General features: G+C 61.5%; 13 protein-coding genes. 12 read left to right on the top strand and 1 reads right to left on the bottom strand.

From position 1 onward, the window contains the following. Positions 1–28: 28 nt before the first annotated feature. The gene (locus tag C2H86_RS10865; RefSeq protein WP_159412556.1) at positions 29–1,405 is read right to left on the bottom strand and encodes a glutamine synthetase family protein; all 1,377 of its coding nucleotides are present in this window, start codon (positions 1,403–1,405) and stop codon (positions 29–31) included. Between the two features lie 574 nt (positions 1,406–1,979). Here C2H86_RS10865 and C2H86_RS10860 point away from each other — a divergent pair. The 12 genes from C2H86_RS10860 to C2H86_RS10805 all read left to right on the top strand — a co-directional run bounded on the left by C2H86_RS10860 (position 1,980) and on the right by C2H86_RS10805 (position 17,457). Continuing rightward, on the top strand, positions 1,980–3,338 hold the full coding sequence (locus C2H86_RS10860) for a glutamine synthetase family protein (protein WP_159412555.1): 1,359 nt from the start codon (positions 1,980–1,982) through the stop codon (positions 3,336–3,338). Positions 3,339–3,384: 46 nt separating this feature from the next. After that, complete coding sequence (locus C2H86_RS10855; RefSeq protein ID WP_159412554.1) at positions 3,385–4,746, top strand: aspartate aminotransferase family protein; 1,362 nt, start codon at positions 3,385–3,387, stop codon at positions 4,744–4,746. 169 nt (positions 4,747–4,915) lie between these two features. Next, positions 4,916–6,013, top strand: coding sequence for a polyamine ABC transporter substrate-binding protein (locus C2H86_RS10850; RefSeq protein ID WP_159412553.1), 1,098 nt, complete (start codon positions 4,916–4,918; stop codon positions 6,011–6,013). A 173-nt stretch (positions 6,014–6,186) separates the two neighbouring features. Then, positions 6,187–7,281: a polyamine ABC transporter substrate-binding protein gene (locus C2H86_RS10845; protein WP_159412552.1), complete on the top strand. Its 1,095-nt coding sequence runs from the start codon at positions 6,187–6,189 to the stop codon at positions 7,279–7,281. A 70-nt stretch (positions 7,282–7,351) separates the two neighbouring features. Continuing rightward, positions 7,352–8,494, top strand: coding sequence for a polyamine ABC transporter ATP-binding protein (potA, locus tag C2H86_RS10840; protein ID WP_159412551.1), 1,143 nt, complete (start codon positions 7,352–7,354; stop codon positions 8,492–8,494). Positions 8,495–8,529: 35 nt separating this feature from the next. After that, positions 8,530–9,411, top strand: coding sequence for an ABC transporter permease subunit (locus C2H86_RS10835; RefSeq protein ID WP_205524619.1), 882 nt, complete (start codon positions 8,530–8,532; stop codon positions 9,409–9,411). Next, on the top strand, positions 9,408–10,301 hold the full coding sequence (locus C2H86_RS10830) for an ABC transporter permease subunit (RefSeq protein ID WP_054905162.1): 894 nt from the start codon (positions 9,408–9,410) through the stop codon (positions 10,299–10,301). The genes C2H86_RS10835 and C2H86_RS10830 overlap by 4 nt, the downstream gene beginning before the upstream one ends. Positions 10,302–10,743: 442 nt before the next feature. Beyond that, complete coding sequence (locus C2H86_RS10825; RefSeq protein ID WP_159412549.1) at positions 10,744–11,832, top strand: efflux RND transporter periplasmic adaptor subunit; 1,089 nt, start codon at positions 10,744–10,746, stop codon at positions 11,830–11,832. Then, positions 11,829–12,893 (top strand): efflux RND transporter periplasmic adaptor subunit, encoded by a 1,065-nt coding sequence (locus tag C2H86_RS10820; protein ID WP_159412548.1) that lies wholly within the window; start codon positions 11,829–11,831, stop codon positions 12,891–12,893. Before C2H86_RS10825 ends, C2H86_RS10820 begins: the two co-directional genes overlap by 4 nt. Then, a complete protein-coding gene (locus C2H86_RS10815) occupies positions 12,890–15,955 on the top strand; it encodes an efflux RND transporter permease subunit (RefSeq protein ID WP_159412547.1) in 3,066 nt (1,021 codons plus the stop codon). Before C2H86_RS10820 ends, C2H86_RS10815 begins: the two co-directional genes overlap by 4 nt. Positions 15,956–16,215: 260 nt before the next feature. Beyond that, a complete protein-coding gene (gene oscA, locus C2H86_RS10810) occupies positions 16,216–16,398 on the top strand; it encodes a sulfur starvation response protein OscA (protein WP_003248957.1) in 183 nt (60 codons plus the stop codon). Positions 16,399–16,449: 51 nt separating this feature from the next. Next, positions 16,450–17,457 carry a sulfate ABC transporter substrate-binding protein gene (locus C2H86_RS10805; RefSeq protein WP_159412546.1) on the top strand — a complete coding sequence of 336 codons (1,008 nt, stop codon included), beginning with the start codon at positions 16,450–16,452 and terminating at the stop codon, positions 17,455–17,457. The last annotated feature ends 116 nt before the right edge of the window (positions 17,458–17,573 follow it).

The following is a 17,573-nucleotide window of genomic DNA, read 5'->3' as shown; positions in this document are numbered from 1 at the left end:
ACGCCGCCCCTGAGGGCGGCGTTTTTGCTTACACGGTATGCAGATACCAGTTGTACTCGAGGTCGGAGATCGAATGCTCAAACTCCTCCAGCTCGCTCTCCTTGCACGCGACGAAGATGTCGATGTACTTCGGATCGATGTACTTGTTCAGGATCTCGCTGTCGTCCAGCTCGCGCAGGGCATCGCGCAGGTTGTTCGGCAGGCTCTGCTCCAGCTGCTCGTACGAGTTGCCTTCGATCGGCTCACCCGGCTCGACCTTGTTGGTCAGGCCATGGTGCACGCCGGCCAGTACGGCAGCCATCATCAGGTACGGGTTGGCGTCGGCACCGGCCACGCGGTGCTCGATGCGTACGGCGTCCGGCGAGCCGGTCGGCACGCGCAGGGCCACGGTGCGGTTGTCCAGGCCCCAGCTCGGTGCGTTCGGCACGTAGAACTGTGCACCGAAGCGGCGGTACGAGTTGACGTTCGGGCAGAGGAAAGCCATGGACGCGGGCAGGGTCTCGAGCACACCGCCGATCGCATTACGTAGCGCGGCGTTCTGCTCGGGATCCTCGCTGGTGAAGATGTTGTTGCCATCTTTGTCCAGCACGGAAATGTGTACATGCAGGCCGTTGCCAGCCTGGCCCGGGTAGGGCTTGGCCATGAAGGTGGTGTCCATTTCATGGTCGTAGGCGATGTTCTTGATCAACCGCTTGAGCAGTACCGCGTAGTCACAGGCCTTGAGCGGGTCGGCAACGTGGTGCAGGTTGACTTCGAACTGCGCCGGGGCGCTTTCCTTGACGATGGCGTCGGCCGGGATGCCTTGTTCTTTCGCGCCTTCCAGGATGTCCTGCAGGCAGTCGGCATATTCGTCAAGATCGTCGATCAGGTACACCTGGGTCGACTGTGGGCGCTTGCCCGAAATTGGCGAGCGTGGCGGCTGTGGGCGGCCGTTCACGTTCTCCTGGTCGATCAGATAGAACTCCAGCTCGAACGCGGCGCAGATGGTCAGGCCCATATCGGTGAACTTGCTCACCACCTGACGCAGCACTTCGCGCGGGTCGGCGAAGAATGGCTCGCCTTCGAGTTCGTGCATGGTCATCAGCAGCTGCGCGGTCGGGCGCTTCTGCCAGGGTTCGTTGGAGAGGGTGCCGGGGATCGGGTAGCAGATGCGGTCAGCATCGCCGATGTCCAGGCCCAGCCCGGTGCTTTCGACGGTGGAACCGTTGATGTCCAGGGCGAAGAGGGAGGCAGGCAGGTTGATGCCTTTCTCGTAAACCTTGTGGAGGCTGGTGCGCTCAATGCGCTTGCCACGCACCACACCATTCATATCTGCAATCAGAAGGTCAACGTAGAGAACCTCAGGATGTTCCTTAAGGAACGCGTTCGCTTCGTTAAGCTGAACGGCACGCGGGGGTACCGACATGATGCAACACCTTTGTTGTTAAAAATATCAATCAAGGGGGGCTTGCAGGACCAGTCAATCGAAAAGACAAACTGATGTCAAGCCAACCCCATGATGCCTCGAAATGGCACATCGACGGCAGATTTGCTGCATATCGGGGCGTGCCATTATCCGCTATTTCCCCAGCAAAGGGCTATCTCCGACACGCCGTGTTTTATTTTTTACGGAGGTGTTGTGTAAAAAATTTAACAAGGCTAAGCTCGGACTCAACCCAGAACACAATAATACGAGGGTCACATGGTCCGCTTGTCGCGACCTGAACGCGCTGCCTGCGCAGTGCAGTCGGGTATCCCTGCCGTTCCCGAACGCATCAGTCGAGCTGTGGCCTGCATGGCCGCAATAATTGACGCTTTGCGCATCTGGACCACACCCCGTAACGCTTTTTCGTTGCTCTTCTCGTATTCCTGCCCTTTGATCCCACTACGGACACGCTTATTTTCAGTGTATCCACAGTGCGCCTGCGCGTGGGTTTTTGCTTTAGCAATCTACTCCATCCAGAATCAGGGCGCGGACCACCTTACCTCCTGAGGTATTTATGAGTAACAACCTCGACCAGCTCACCGATTGGTTGAAAGAGCACAAGATCACCGAAGTCGAATGCCTGATCAGCGATCTGACCGGCATCACCCGCGGCAAGATCTCGCCGACCAACAAATTCATCGCCGAAAAAGGCATGCGCCTGCCCGAGAGCGTGCTGCTGCAGACCGTGACCGGCGACTATGTCGACGATGACATCTATTACGACCTGCTCGACCCGGCCGACATCGACATGATTTGCCGCCCCGACCAGGACGCAGTGTTCCTCGTGCCGTGGGCCATCGAGCCGACCGCCCAGGTGATCCACGACACCTACGACAAGAAGGGCAACCCGGTCGAGCTGTCGCCGCGCAACGTGCTGAAGAAAGTCCTCAAGCTCTACGCCGACAAGGGCTGGCAGCCGATCGTCGCGCCGGAGATGGAGTTCTACCTGACCAAGCGCAGCGAAGACCCTGACTTCCCGCTGCAGCCGCCGGTCGGTCGCTCTGGCCGCCCGGAAACCGGCCGCCAGTCGTTCTCGATCGAAGCCGCCAACGAATTCGACCCTTTGTTCGAAGACGTCTACGACTGGTGCGAACTGCAGCGCCTGGACCTCGACACGCTGATCCACGAAGACGGCACGGCGCAGATGGAAATCAACTTCCGTCACGGCGACGCCCTGCACCTGGCCGACCAGATCCTGGTGTTCAAGCGCACCATGCGTGAGGCCGCGCTCAAGCACAACGTGGCTGCCACCTTCATGGCCAAGCCGATGACCGGTGAGCCGGGCAGCGCCATGCACCTGCACCAGAGCGTGGTCGATGTGGCCACCGGCAAGAACATCTTCAGCAATGAAGACGGCAGCATGAGCGAGCTGTTCCTGCACCACATCGGTGGCCTGCAGAAGTTCATCCCCGAAGCGCTGCCGCTGTTCGCCCCCAACGTCAACTCGTTCCGCCGCTTCCTGCCCGACACCTCGGCGCCGGTGAACGTCGAGTGGGGCGAGGAGAACCGCACCGTCGGCCTGCGTGTACCGGATGCCGGCCCGCAGAACCGTCGCGTCGAGAACCGCCTGCCGGGTGCCGATGCCAACCCTTACCTGGCCATCGCCGCCAGCCTGCTGTGCGGCTATATCGGCATGGTCGAGGGTATCGACGCCAGCGCGCCGGTTCAGGGGCGTGGCTACGAGCGCCGCAACCTGCGCCTGCCGCTGACCATCGAGGACGCCCTCGAGCGCATGGAAAACAGCCGTGCGCTGGTGCAGTACCTGGGCAAGAAGTTCATCACCGGCTACGTCGCGACCAAACGCGCCGAGCACGAGAACTTCAAGCGCGTCATCAGCTCGTGGGAGCGTGAATTCCTGCTATTCGCTGTCTGATCAACCCTGAGGCCGCTGGTGCGGCCGCCGGAAAATGGAGAGGCACATGAGCGTCAACAACCCGCAAACCCGTGAATGGCAAACCCTGAGCGGCGAGCACCACCTTGCACCCTTCTCTGACTACAAGCAGTTGAAGGAGAAGGGGCCGCGCATCATCACCAAGGCGCAGGGTGTGCATTTGTGGGACAGCGAGGGGAACAAGATCCTCGACGGCATGGCCGGCCTGTGGTGCGTGGCGGTCGGCTATGGCCGTGAAGAACTGGTGCAGGCGGCAGAAAAGCAGATGCGCGAGCTGCCGTACTACAACCTGTTCTTCCAGACCGCTCACCCGCCAGCCCTGGAGCTGGCCAAGGCGATCACCGACGTTGCGCCGGAAGGCATGACCCATGTGTTCTTCACCGGCTCCGGCTCCGAAGGCAACGACACCGTGCTGCGCATGGTCCGCCACTACTGGGCGCTGAAGGGCAAGCCGCACAAGCAGACCATGATCGGCCGCATCAACGGCTACCACGGTTCAACCTTCGCCGGTGCTTGCCTGGGTGGCATGAGCGGCATGCACGAGCAGGGTGGCCTGCCGATCCCGGGCATCGTGCATATTCCGCAGCCGTACTGGTTCGGCGAAGGCGGTGACATGAGCCCGGACGAGTTCGGCGTCTGGGCTGCCGAGCAGCTGGAGAAGAAGATTCAGGAAGTCGGCGAAGACAACGTCGCTGCCTTCATCGCCGAGCCGATCCAGGGCGCCGGTGGGGTGATCATTCCGCCGGAAACTTACTGGCCGAAGATCAAGGAGATCCTGGCCAAGTACGACATCCTGTTCGTCGCCGACGAAGTGATCTGTGGCTTCGGCCGCACTGGCGAGTGGTTCGGCTCCGACTACTACGACCTCAAGCCCGACCTGATGACCATCGCCAAGGGCCTCACTTCCGGTTACATCCCCATGGGCGGTGTGATCGTGCGTGACAAGGTGGCCAAGGTGCTCAGCGAGGGCGGTGATTTCAACCACGGCTTCACCTATTCCGGCCACCCGGTAGCGGCCGCAGTGGGCTTGGAAAACCTGCGCATCCTGCGTGACGAGAAGATCGTCGAGAAGGCGCGCACGGAAGTGGCACCCTACTTGCAGAAACGTCTGCGCGAGCTGCAGGACCACCCGCTGGTGGGCGAGGTGCGCGGCCTGGGCATGCTCGGTGCCATCGAGCTGGTCAAGGACAAGGCGACCCGCAGCCGTTACGAGGGCAAAGGTGTCGGCATGGTGTGCCGCAACTTCTGCTTCGAGAACGGCCTGATCATGCGTGCGGTCGGCGACACGATGATCATCGCGCCGCCGCTGGTGATTAGCCATGCCGAGGTGGATGAACTGGTGGAAAAGGCGCGCAAATGCCTGGATCTGACCCTCGAAGCGATCAAGTGAGCACCTGCTAGGCTAGCGATGTGACATTAAGTCGTTACAAGGCCCTGCTTTCCTTGAAACAGAGCCTTGTAACTTGCCAGACTAGCGGTTGTTTCAGTCGCCGCGCGCTCTGCACCGTGGGTTCTGGCTGCTGGACAGTTGCTAACATAAAAATTCTGGAGCATTACGCATGAATAAAATGGGCAAAACGTTGCTGGCCGCCGCCCTGATGGGTGCCATGGCCTCCGCTGTTCAGGCTGAAGACAAAGTGTTGAACGTGTACAACTGGTCGGACTACATCGCTCCGGACACCATCGCCAAGTTCGAGAAGCAGACCGGTATCAAGGTCAAGTACGACGTCTTCGACAGCAACGAAACCCTCGAAGCCAAGCTGCTGGCCGGCAAGTCGGGCTACGACATCGTCGTACCGTCGAACAACTTCCTGGCCAAGCAGATCAAGGCCGGCGTCTACGAGGAGCTGGACCGCTCCAAGCTGACCAACTGGAACAACCTCGACAAGGACCTGCTCAAGGCCGTTGGCGACGCCAGCGACAAGGACAACAAGCACGCCTTCCCGTACATGTGGGGCTCGATCGGCATCGGCTACAACCCGGAGAAGGTCAAGGCCGCGCTGGGCGTGGACAAGATCGACTCGTGGGACGTGGTGTTCAAGCCTGAGAACATCGCCAAGCTCAAGAGCTGCGGCGTGAGCTTCCTGGATGCCCCAACCGAAATGCTCCCGGCCGCGCTGCACTACCTGGGCAAGCCGACCAACAGCACCAGCAAGGAAGACCTGAAGGCCGCCGAGGATCTGTTCCTCAAGGTCCGTCCTTCGATCACCTACTTCCACTCGTCCAAGTACATTGGCGACCTGGCCAACGGCAACATCTGCGTGGCCGTCGGTTACTCGGGTGACGTCGAGCAGGCCAAGGCTCGCGCCCACGAAGCTGGCGACAAGGTGAAAGTGGACTACATCATTCCGAAAGAAGGTGCCGGTACCTTCTACGACATGGTCGCCATCCCGAAAGATGCCGAGCATAAAGATGCCGCCTACCAGTTCATGAACTTCCTGCTGCAGCCGGAAGTCATGGCCGAGATCACCAATGCCGTACGCTTCCCGAACGGCAACGAGGCCGCTACTCCGTTGGTCGACAAGGCCATCACCAGCGACCCGAGCATCTATCCACCAGCTGACGTGAAGAAACAGCTGTATGCCATCGCCGCACCGGATGCCAAGGTCCAGCGTGACATCACCCGTAGCTGGACCAAGATCAAATCGGGCAAATAACCCCGATGCGTGACCTCTGGGCCGGGGTTTTCCGGCCCAGAGCCAGTGAATGGCAATTGTTCATTGCGGCATCGAAGCTGCGCAGGTAAGTTGCGCGCCGGTTTTGTGTGCGCGGCAGCGCTTGTACCCAATAAGTACGCCGTCACCAGGCACTGATTGTGAGGACCACCCACTTGTCTATTTCTGTTTTACGCAAGGCCTTGATGGCTGGAGCGGGCCTGACGCTGGCATGCAGCGTCCAAGCGGCGCCTACGGTGCACTTCTATAACTGGTCGGACTATATCGGCCCGAATACCCTCGCGGACTTCGAGAAAGAAACGGGCATCAAGCCCGTGCAGGACGTTTTCGATTCCAACGAAACCCTGGAAGGCAAACTGCTGGCCGGCAATACCGGCTATGACGTGGTGGTGCCGTCCAACCATTTCCTCGGCAAGCAGATCAAAGCGGGCGCGTTCCAGAAGCTCGACAAGAACTTGCTGCCCAACTATTCCAACCTCGACCCGGCGCTGATGAAGCGCCTGGAAAAGAACGACCCGGGCAACCAGTACGCCGTGCCTTACCTGTGGGGCACCAATGGCATCGGTTACAACGTCGACAAGGTCAAGGCCGCGCTGGGCGTGGACAAGATCGACTCCTGGGCCGTGCTGTTCGAACCCGAGAACATGAAGAAGCTCTCCAAGTGCGGTGTGGCCTTCCTCGACTCGGCGGACGAAATGCTCCCGGCGGTGCTCAACTACATGGGGCTCAACCCCAACAGCACCGACCCCAAGGATTACGCCAAGGCCGAACAGAAGCTGCTGGCCGTGCGCCCATACGTGACCTACTTCCACTCTTCCAAGTACATCACCGACCTGGCCAACGGCGACATCTGCGTCGCGGCAGGTTTCTCGGGTGATGTGTTCCAGGCCAAGGCCCGCGCTGAAGAAGCGAAGAAGGGCGTGAACCTGGCCTACGCCATTCCCAAGGAAGGCGGCAACCTCTGGTTCGACGTGCTGGCGATCCCCAAGGACGCCAAGAACGTCAAGGAGGCCCACGCCTTCATCAACTATTTGCTGAAACCTGAGGTTATCGCCCAGGTCAGTGATTACGTCGGTTACGCCAACCCGAACCCCAAGGCTGGCGACCTGATGGACCAGGCCGTGAGGACTGACGCTGCGGTTTACCCACCGCAGGAAGTGCTGGACAAGATGTTCGTGAACTCAGAGTTGCCGCCCAAGGTGCAGCGTCTGATGACCCGTAGCTGGACCAAGGTCAAGTCGGGCAAGTAATTATCCAGACCCGCTGCGGTACCTGGACACAGGCCGCGCGGGCACAAAAATCTTGTTGGGAGTTTCACTCATGGCAGTTGCCTCCGGTGCCTATAAAAAAGCCCTCGAGGGTGGCCAGCAACCCAAGCAGGTGCTGGTCAAGATCGACCGGGTTACAAAAAAGTTCGACGAAACGGTCGCCGTGGAAGATGTGTCCCTGGAAATCCGCAAAGGCGAGATCTTCGCCTTGCTCGGTGGCTCCGGTTCCGGCAAATCGACCTTGCTGCGTATGCTGGCCGGCTTCGAGCGCCCGACTGAAGGGCGGATCTTCCTCGATGGCGTCGACATCACCGACATGCCGCCGTACGAGCGGCCGATCAACATGATGTTCCAGTCCTACGCGTTGTTCCCGCACATGACCGTGGCGCAGAACATCGCCTTCGGCCTGCAGCAGGACAAGATGCCCAAGGCCGAGATCGACGCCCGCGTGGCCGAGATGCTCAAGCTGGTACACATGACCCAGTACGCCAAGCGCAAGCCGCACCAGCTCTCCGGTGGCCAGCGCCAGCGGGTGGCCCTGGCCCGTTCCCTGGCCAAGCGCCCCAAGCTGCTGCTGCTCGATGAGCCGATGGGCGCGCTGGACAAGAAACTGCGTTCGCAGATGCAGCTGGAACTGGTGGAAATCATCGAGCGAGTAGGCGTGACCTGCGTGATGGTGACCCACGACCAGGAAGAGGCCATGACCATGGCCCAGCGCATCGCCATCATGCACCTGGGCTGGATCGCCCAGATCGGCTCGCCGGTGGATATCTACGAGACCCCGACCAGCCGCCTGGTGTGCGAATTCATCGGCAACGTCAACCTGTTCGAAGGTGAGGTCGTCGACGACGCCGAAGGCCACGCGATCATTGCCAGCCCGGAGCTTGAGCGCAAGATCTACGTTGGCCACGGCATCACCACGTCGGTGGAAGACAAGCACATCACCTACGCCCTGCGCCCGGAAAAAATGCTGGTCACCTCCCAGCAACCGACTTGCGAGCACAACTGGTCGCGCGGCAAGGTCCACGACATCGCCTACCTGGGCGGCCACTCGGTGTTCTACGTCGAGCTGCCGAGCGGCAAGATCGTTCAGTCGTTCGTCGCCAACGCCGAGCGCCAGGGCACACGCCCGACATGGGGCGATGAAGTGTATGTGTGGTGGGAAGACGACAGCGGTGTGGTACTGCGGTCATGAAAGTGCGCAAGCTCAAGCGAGCCTTCCAGCGCCTCATCCCGGAGGGGCGGCACCTGGTGATCGGCGTGCCGTTCATCTGGCTGTTCCTGTTCTTCATGCTGCCGTTCTTCATCGTGTTGAAGATCAGCTTCGCCGAAGCCGACGTGGCGATCCCGCCGTATACCGAGATCTACAGCTACGTCGAAGACAAGATCCAGCTGGTGCTCAACCTGGCCAACTATGGCCTGTTGACCGAGGATGAGCTGTACATCTCGGCCTACCTGGGCTCGCTGAAGATGGCCTTCTTCAGTACCCTGCTATGCCTGCTGATCGGCTACCCGATGGCCTACGCCATCGCCAACGCCAAGAAGGAGACCCAGACGGTCCTGCTGCTGCTGATCATGATGCCGACCTGGACCGCGATCCTGGTCCGCGTCTATGCCTGGATGGGCATCCTCAGCAACAACGGGCTGCTCAACGGCTTCCTGCTGTGGACCGGGTTGATCGACCAGCCGCTGCAGATCCTCAACACCAACCTGGCGGTGTATATCGGCGTGGTCTATTCGTACCTGCCGTTCATGATCCTGCCGCTGTTCGCCAACCTGGTGAAGCACGACCAGAGCCTGCTGGAGGCTGCCTCTGACCTGGGTTCGAGCACCTTCAACAGCTTCTGGAAGATCACTGTGCCGCTGTCGAAAAACGGCATCATCGCCGGCTGCATGCTGGTGTTCATCCCGGTGGTGGGCGAGTTCGTGATTCCTGAACTGCTCGGCGGCCCGGAAACCCTGATGATCGGTAAAGTGCTGTGGCAGGAATTCTTCAACAACCGTGACTGGCCGGTGGCATCCGCTCTGGCGGTGGTGATGTTGGCGATCCTGATCGTCCCGATCCTGCTGTTCAACCGTAGCCAGGCCAAAGAGATGGAGGGCCGCGCATGAAACGCTTCAGTTTCTCCAAGCTGATGCTGGTGCTCGGCTTGCTGTTCATCTACCTGCCGATGCTGATCCTGGTCATCTACTCGTTCAACGCCTCCAAGCTGGTGACGGTGTGGGGTGGCTGGTCGGTGAAGTGGTACGTCGGCCTGCTCGACAACACCCAGCTGATGGGTTCGGTGATGCGCTCGCTGGAAATCGCCTGCTACACGGCGGTGGCTGCAGTGGCGCTGGGTACCCTGGCGGCCTTCGTGCTGACCCGGGTCACCCGCTTCAAGGGCCGCACGCTGTTCGGCGGCCTGGTCACCGCACCGCTGGTCATGCCCGAGGTGATCACTGGTCTGTCGCTGTTGCTGCTGTTCGTGGCCATGGCGCAGATGATCGGCTGGCCGCAGGAGCGTGGCATCGTCACCATCTGGATCGCCCACACCACGTTCTGCGCGGCGTATGTGGCGGTGGTGGTGTCGGCGCGCCTGCGTGAGCTGGACCTGTCGATCGAGGAAGCGGCGATGGACCTGGGTGCCAAGCCGTGGAAGGTGTTCTTCCTGATCACCATCCCGATGATCGCGCCATCGCTGGCGGCGGGTGGCATGATGTCGTTTGCGCTGTCGCTGGATGACCTGGTGCTGGCCAGCTTCGTATCCGGCCCTGGCTCGACCACCTTGCCGATGGAAGTATTCTCGGCGGTGCGTCTGGGAGTGAAGCCGGAAATCAACGCCGTGGCCAGCCTGATCCTGCTGTCGGTCTCGCTGGTGACCTTCTTCGTCTGGTTCTTCAGCCGCCGGGCCGAAGAAAACCGCCGCAGGGCGATTCAGCAGGCGATCGAAGAGGGTGCGGCGGCCAACGCCTCGCAGCCACAGGTCAAGCGCCCGACTCAAGTGGCCGCTTCGGCTTGATCTTGATGGCACCCTGCAGGGCTTTGGCTCTGTGGGGTGTCTGGTGCCTGCCTCAACATCTTCAGCGCCTGAGAGACCGAACGCCGCCCGCGCGGCGCATCGCGAGCTATGCTCGCTCCTACGTTTGTTTCTGGCCAGTAACGTCTGTAACAGGCGCGCGCGGCCGTCTTGTTTGTACGACGCCATACCGAGCCATGCACCAAGGCGTTCGCGCGCAAATCCCGCAGGAATAATTGGCTCGAAACAAAAGTAGGAGCGAGCGCAGCTCGCGATGCGCCGCGCGGGCGGCGCTCGGTCTCACAGGCGCTGAAATTGTTGTGGCAAGCACCTGGATGCCATAACCCCCTCTCATACCTGACGCCAGTCAGTGCCGTTTATCCAACCCTGAACTACGCTGACACTCGCATTCCAAGAATCATTTGCGCGCAAGCAAGGAGCCTGCATGACGTTGATACGTCCGCTGTCGGTCGTTTGCCTGGGGCTGCTGTACATGCTCACCGGCTGTAGCAAGGAAGAGGTCCCCGAGACCCTGCCTCGGGTTGGTGTGCAACAGGTGCAGCCCACCGATTTCGCTGCCAGGGTCACCCTGACGGGCGATGTGCAAGCACGGGTGCAGACCGACCTGTCGTTCCGCGTCGGCGGCAAGATCATTTCCCGTAGCGTTGATGTGGGCGACCACGTCAAGGCTAACCAGGTATTGGCGCGGCTCGACCCGAAAGACCTGCAGAACAATGTCGATTCGGCCAAGGCCGAGGTGTTCGCTGCCCAGGCACGGGTCACGCAGACCAGCGCCGCCTTCGTGCGCCAGCAGAAGCTGCTGCCCAAGGGCTATACCAGCCAGAGCGAGTACGATTCCGCCGAGGCCGCGCTGCGCAGCGACCAGAGCGCGCTCAAGGCTGCCCAGGCGGAACTGGCCGATGCCAAGGAGCAACTGGGCTACACCGCGCTGGTGTCCGAAGCCGATGGCGTGATCACCGCGCGCCAGGCCGAGGTCGGCCAGGTGGTGCAGGCGACCATGCCGATCTTCAGCCTGGCCCGCGACGGCGATCGCGATGCCGTGTTCAACGTCTACGAGTCGCTGCTGGTAGCGCCGCCCAGCGACGCCGGTGTCATCGTCAGCCTGCTGGACGACCCCAAGGTCCAGGCTCACGGCTTTGTTCGTGAAATCACCCCCACCGTGTCGGCACAAAGCGGCACGGTACAGGTCAAGGTGGCGCTCAAGGACGTGCCGCCAGGCATGCAGCTGGGCGCGCCGGTGACTGCCAGCACCAATGCGGTTGGGCGGCCCAGCATCGAGCTGCCGTGGTCGGCGCTGACCAAGGCGCTGCATGAGCCGGCAGTCTGGGTAGTGGGCGAGGGCGACAAGGTCGAACTGCGCAAGGTCGAGGTCAGCCGCTACCTGACCGGCAAGATCGTGGTCGCCAGCGGCCTGAAGGCCGGCGAGACCGTGGTGGTGGCCGGTAGCCAGCTGCTGCACCCCGGCATGCAAGTAGAGAAGGTCGATGCCAAGGCCAAGGGGGGCGTGCTATGAAGCGCCTGCTGATACTGTCGGCCGGCCTGCTGCTGGCTGCCTGCGGTAGCGAGGAAGAAACGCCCGAGCCGATCCGGCCGGTACTGTCGGTCAAGGTGGAGCCACAGGTGCAGTCGCAGCTTGGCCGCTTCGCTGGCGTTATCCAGGCGCGCTTCGAAAGCACCTTGGGCTTCCGCGTCGGCGGCCGCATTGCCCGGCGTTGGCTGGATGTGGGCGCCCAGGTGAAGCCAGGCGACACCCTGGCCACGCTCGACCCCACCGACCAGCAGAACCAGCTGCGCGCCGCCGAAGGCGACCTGGCCAAGGTGCAGGCGCAGTGGATCAATGCCCAGGCTGATGCCCGCCGCCAGCAACAGCTGTATGACCGCGGCGTTGGCGCCCAGGCCCAGCTGGATATTGCCCAGACCAACCTGAAAACCACCAGCGCAGCGCTGGAACAGGCGCGCTCTGCGCTTAGCCAGGCTCGTGACCAGCTCGACTACAGTACCTTGCGCACCGACCACGCCGCAGTGATCACGGCTTGGCAGGCCGAGGCCGGGCAAACCGTTACCGCTGGCCAGTCTGTGGTCACCCTGGCCCGGCCGGACGTGAAAGAGGCCGTGATCGACTTGCCCATCGGCCTTGCCGAGCAGTTGAACAAGGACCTGACCTTCACCGTCGCCTCGCAACTCGACCCGACCATCAACACCACGGCCACCCTGCGCGAACTGGAGCCCCAGGCCGATGCCGCTACCCGTACCCGCCGCGCCCGGCTGACGCTGGCGAGCACACCGGCCGCCTTCCACCTGGGCACTGCGATCAGTGTGACCCTGAGCTCGCAAGTGTCCCCGCGGAGCGAGCTGCCGTTGAGTGCCTTGTTGGAGCGTGACGGCAAGACCCAGGTCTGGGTGATCGACCCCCAGCAGAAGACCGTGGGCACACGTGACGTCACCCTGATCGACCGTACTGCCGACAGCATCGTCCTGGCTTCGGGCGTGCAGCCTGGCGAGCGTGTGGTGACGGCGGGCGTTAACAGCCTCAAGCCTGGCCAGAAGGTCACCTTCGACGAGGATGCGCAATGAAAGGAAGCTTCAACCTGTCCGAATGGGCACTCAAGCATCAATCGTTCGTCTGGTACCTGATGTTCGTCGGTCTGCTGATGGGCATTTTCTCGTACTTCAACCTCGGCCGTGAGGAAGACCCGTCGTTCACCATCAAGACCATGGTGATCCAGACCCGCTGGCCGGGCGCGACCCAGGACGAAACCCTCTACCAGATCACCGACCGTATCGAGAAGAAGCTCGAAGAGCTGGACTCCCTCGACTACACCAAGAGCTACACCCGCCCGGGCGAATCCACGGTGTACGTGTACCTGCGCGACACCACCAAGGCCAAGGACATCCCGGAAATCTGGTACCAGGTGCGCAAGAAGATCCAGGACATCCGCGGCCAGTTCCCGCAGGGTATCCAGGGGCCCGGGTTCAACGACGAATTCGGCGACGTGTTCGGTACGATATACGCCTTCACCGCCGACGGCCTGACCCTGCGTCAGCTGCGAGACTACGTGGAACAGGCGCGGGCCGAAGTGCGCGATGTGCCCAACATCGGCAAGATCGAATTTATCGGTACCCAGGACGAAGTGCTGTACCTGAACTTCTCGACCCGCAAGCTGGCAGCCCTGGGCATCGACCAGCGCCAGGTCATGCAGGCCCTGCAACAGCAGAACGCGGTGACCCCGGCCGGGGTGATCGAAGCTGGCCCCGAACGCATTTCGGTGCGCACCACCGGGCAGTTCGCCTCGGAAAAGGACCTGCAGACCGTCAACCTGAAGATCAACGACCGCTTCTTCCGCCTGGCCGACATCGCCGACATCCAGCGCGGCTACGTCGACCCGCCGTCGCCGATGTTCCGCTACAACGGCCAGACTGCCATTGGCCTGGCCATCGGCATGAAGGCCGGTGGCAACATGCAGGTATTTGGCGCAGCGCTGAAAAAGCGCATGGACCGGGTGATCGAAGACTTGCCGGTCGGCGTTGGCGTGCACACCGTGTCGGACCAGGCGGTGGTGGTCAAGCAGGCGGTCGGCGGCTTCACCAGCGCACTGTTCGAAGCGGTGGTGATCGTACTGGCGGTGAGCTTCGTCAGCCTTGGCATGCGCGCTGGCCTGGTGGTGGCCTGCTCGATTCCCCTGGTGCTGGCGATGGTGTTCGTGTTCATGGAATACAGCGGCATCACCATGCAGCGGATTTCGCTGGGGGCGCTGATCATTGCGCTTGGCTTGCTGGTGGACGATGCGATGATCACCGTGGAGGTGATGGTCACGCGGCTGGAGATGGGTGAAAGCAAGGAGCAGGCGGCGACCTTTGCCTATACCTCGACGGCATTCCCCATGCTGACCGGTACCCTGGTCACTGTGGCCGGCTTCGTGCCGATCGGCCTCAACGCCAGTTCTGCCGGCGAGTACACCTATACCTTGTTTGCGGTCATCGCCGTGGCCTTGCTGGTTTCGTGGATCGTGGCCGTGTTCTTCGCCCCGGTGCTAGGTGTGCACATTCTCAGCAGCAGTAAGCTGAAAGCCCATGAAGCCGAGCCGGGGCGGGTCGGCAGGGCGTTTGAAGGGGGGCTGGTGTGGTGCATGCGCCATCGCTGGCTGACCATCATCGGCACCATCCTGCTGTTTGCCCTGTCGCTGTTCAGCATGCGCTTCGTGCAGAACCAGTTCTTCCCCTCGTCCGACCGCCCGGAGATTCTGGTCGACCTGAACCTGCCGCAGAACGCCTCGATCGAGGAGACGCGCAAGGTGGTCGACCGCTTCGAGGCGCGCATCAAGGACGACCCCGACCTGGTGCACTGGAGCACCTACATTGGCCAGGGCGCCATTCGCTTCTACCTGCCGCTCGACCAACAGTTGCAGAACCCGTATTACGCGCAGCTGGTGATCGTCAGCAAGGGCTTCGAAGAGCGCCAGGGCATGATGGAGCGCTTGCAGAAGATTTTGCATGAAGAGTTCGTCGGTGTCGGCACCAACGTGCAATCGCTGGAAATGGGTCCGCCGGTGGGCCGACCGATCCAGTACCGGGTCAGCGGGGCCAGTATCGATGAGGTGCGCAAGCATGCCATCGACCTGGCCACCATGCTCAACCAGAACGAGCATATTGGCGAAATGATCTATGACTGGAATGAGCCTGGTAAGGTGCTGCGCGTGGAAATCGCCCAGGACAAGGCGCGCCAGTTGGGGCTGTCGTCAGAAGACGTGGCCAATGTGATGAACAGCATTGTCAGTGGCGTGAATATCACCCAGGTCAACGACAACATCTACCTGGTCAACGTGGTCGCCCGCGCCGAGGACAGCGAGCGCGGTTCGCCCGATACCCTGCAGAACCTGCAGATACTCACCCCCAACGGCACCTCGATCCCGCTGCTGTCGTTCGCCACCGTGCGCTACGAGCTGGAGCAGCCGCTGGTGTGGCGCCGCGACCGCAAGCCGACCATCACCATCAAGGCCTCGGTCAACGGCGATATCCAGCCCACCGACCTGGTGGCCCAGCTGAAACCGAACATCGACGAGTTCGCCAGCAAGCTGCCGGTCGGTTACGAAGTAGCCACTGGCGGTACGGTGGAGGAAAGCGGCAAGGCGCAGGGACCGATCGCCAAGGTCATCCCGTTGATGCTGTTCCTCATGGCGACTTTCCTGATGATCCAGCTGCACAGCGTGCAGAAGCTGTTCCTGGTGGTCAGCGTGGCACCGCTGGGGCTGATTGGTGTGGTGTTGGCGCTGGTGCCTACGGGCACGCCGATGGGCTTTGTGGCGATCCTCGGTATCCTGGCGCTGGCGGGCATCATCATTCGTAACTCGGTGATCCTGGTGACCCAGATCGACGAGTTCGAAGCGCAGGGTTATTCACCCTGGGATGCTGTAATGGAAGCCACCAACCACCGGCGCCGGCCGATCCTGCTGACGGCGGCGGCGGCGAGCCTGGGCATGATCCCGATTGCTCGCGAAGTGTTCTGGGGGCCGATGGCCTACGCCATGATTGGCGGCATCATCAGTGCAACGCTGCTGACGCTGCTGTTCCTGCCGGCGCTGTACGTGGCCTGGTACAAGATCCGCGAGCCTGAGCATACGACCAAGCCCCAACACTGACCCTCCGTAGGAGCGGGCTTGCCCCGCGAACACCGGCAAAGCCGGTGCCAGGCTCCTCGGCGCCTGGCACCGGCTTTGCCGGTGTTCGCGGGGCAAGCCCGCTCCTACAAAGGCTCCGTGCCCATCTCGAAAAATGGTTATATAAACATTCTTAAACAGTATTTTTAAGAATAACCCAGCCTCACTACTATTGCCCTCAAGCCAGGCAATAACCCCCCTTCAAATCCCTGCCCGGCACCCTCACTCCAAGGAGAACGAGCATGAGTGCATCGCTGCGTAGCATCGACGGTCAGGACGAAGCCACCATTCTGCGTGAGATCCAGAGCGCCTTGCGCGACCTGCGTTTCGGTGCGGTGGAAATCACCGTGCACAACGCCCAGGTGGTGCAGATCGAACGCAAGGAGAAGTTCCGCCTGCAGCAGCCCGGCAACAAGCCTGGCTGATTCGCGCCACAACATTCAAAAACTAGAAAAATGCCAATCGGGAGCTTCACCATGTCCATCCGCCGTTATGCGCTCGCCGCCCTGGCCAGTGCTGTTTTTGCCGGTTCCGCCGTCGCCAAGGACTACGAACTGCTGAACGTGTCCTACGACCCGACCCGTGAGCTGTACCAGCAGTACAACGCCGAGTTCATCAAGCACTGGCAACAGGCCCATCCGGGCGATCAGGTGAAGATCCAGCAATCCCACGGTGGCTCGGGCAAGCAGGGCCGTGCGGTGATCGACGGCCTGCGCGCCGATGTGGTGACCCTGGCCCTGGCCGGTGACATCGACGAAATCGCCAAGCTCGGCAAGACCCTGCCGGACAACTGGCAGACCCGCCTGCCGGATGCCAGCACCCCGTACACCTCGACCATCGTGTTCCTGGTACGCAAGGGCAACCCGAAAGGCATCAAGGACTGGGGCGACCTGATCAAGAAGGACGTCTCGGTCATCACCCCCAACCCGAAAACCTCTGGCGGCGCCCGCTGGAACTTCCTCGCCGCCTGGGCCTATGGCCTGAAGACCGGCGGTAGCGAAGACAAGGCCAAGGCCTATGTGCAGGAGCTGTTCAAGCACGTGCCGGTGCTGGATACCGGCGCTCGCGGCTCGACCATCACCTTCGTCAACAACGGCCAGGGCGACGTGTTGCTGGCCTGGGAAAACGAAGCCTTCCTGGCACTGAAGGAAGACGGTGGCGCCGACAAGTTCGACATCGTCGTGCCGTCGCTGTCGATCCTCGCCGAGCCGCCAGTGGCAGTGGTCGACAAGAACGCCGAGAAGAAGGGCAATACCGAGATTGCCACCGAATACCTCAAGCACCTGTACAGCCCGGCCGGGCAGAAGATCGCTGCCGAGAACTTCTACCGCCCGCGTGATGAAAAGGTGGCTGCCGAGTTCGGCAAGCAATTCCCTAAACTGGACCTGGTGACCATCGACAAGGACTTTGGTGGCTGGAAGACTGCACAACCCAAGTTCTTCAATGATGGCGGTGTGTTCGACCAGATCTATCAGGCACAGTAAGGGCCAAGGAAAAGCGGGGCCGCTTTGCGGCCCATCGCAGCGGTTCGTCGCCACGACAAGCCAGCTCCCACAGGGATCGCACAGCCTTCAGGCCTGTGGTAATCCTGTGGGAGCTG

The organism is Pseudomonas putida, assembly GCF_009883635.2.
In the GTDB taxonomy this organism is placed as follows: domain Bacteria; phylum Pseudomonadota; class Gammaproteobacteria; order Pseudomonadales; family Pseudomonadaceae; genus Aquipseudomonas; species Aquipseudomonas putida_W.
The sequence above is the reverse complement of the archived record's forward strand: the minus strand, read 5'-3'. Positions and strand labels throughout refer to the sequence as shown.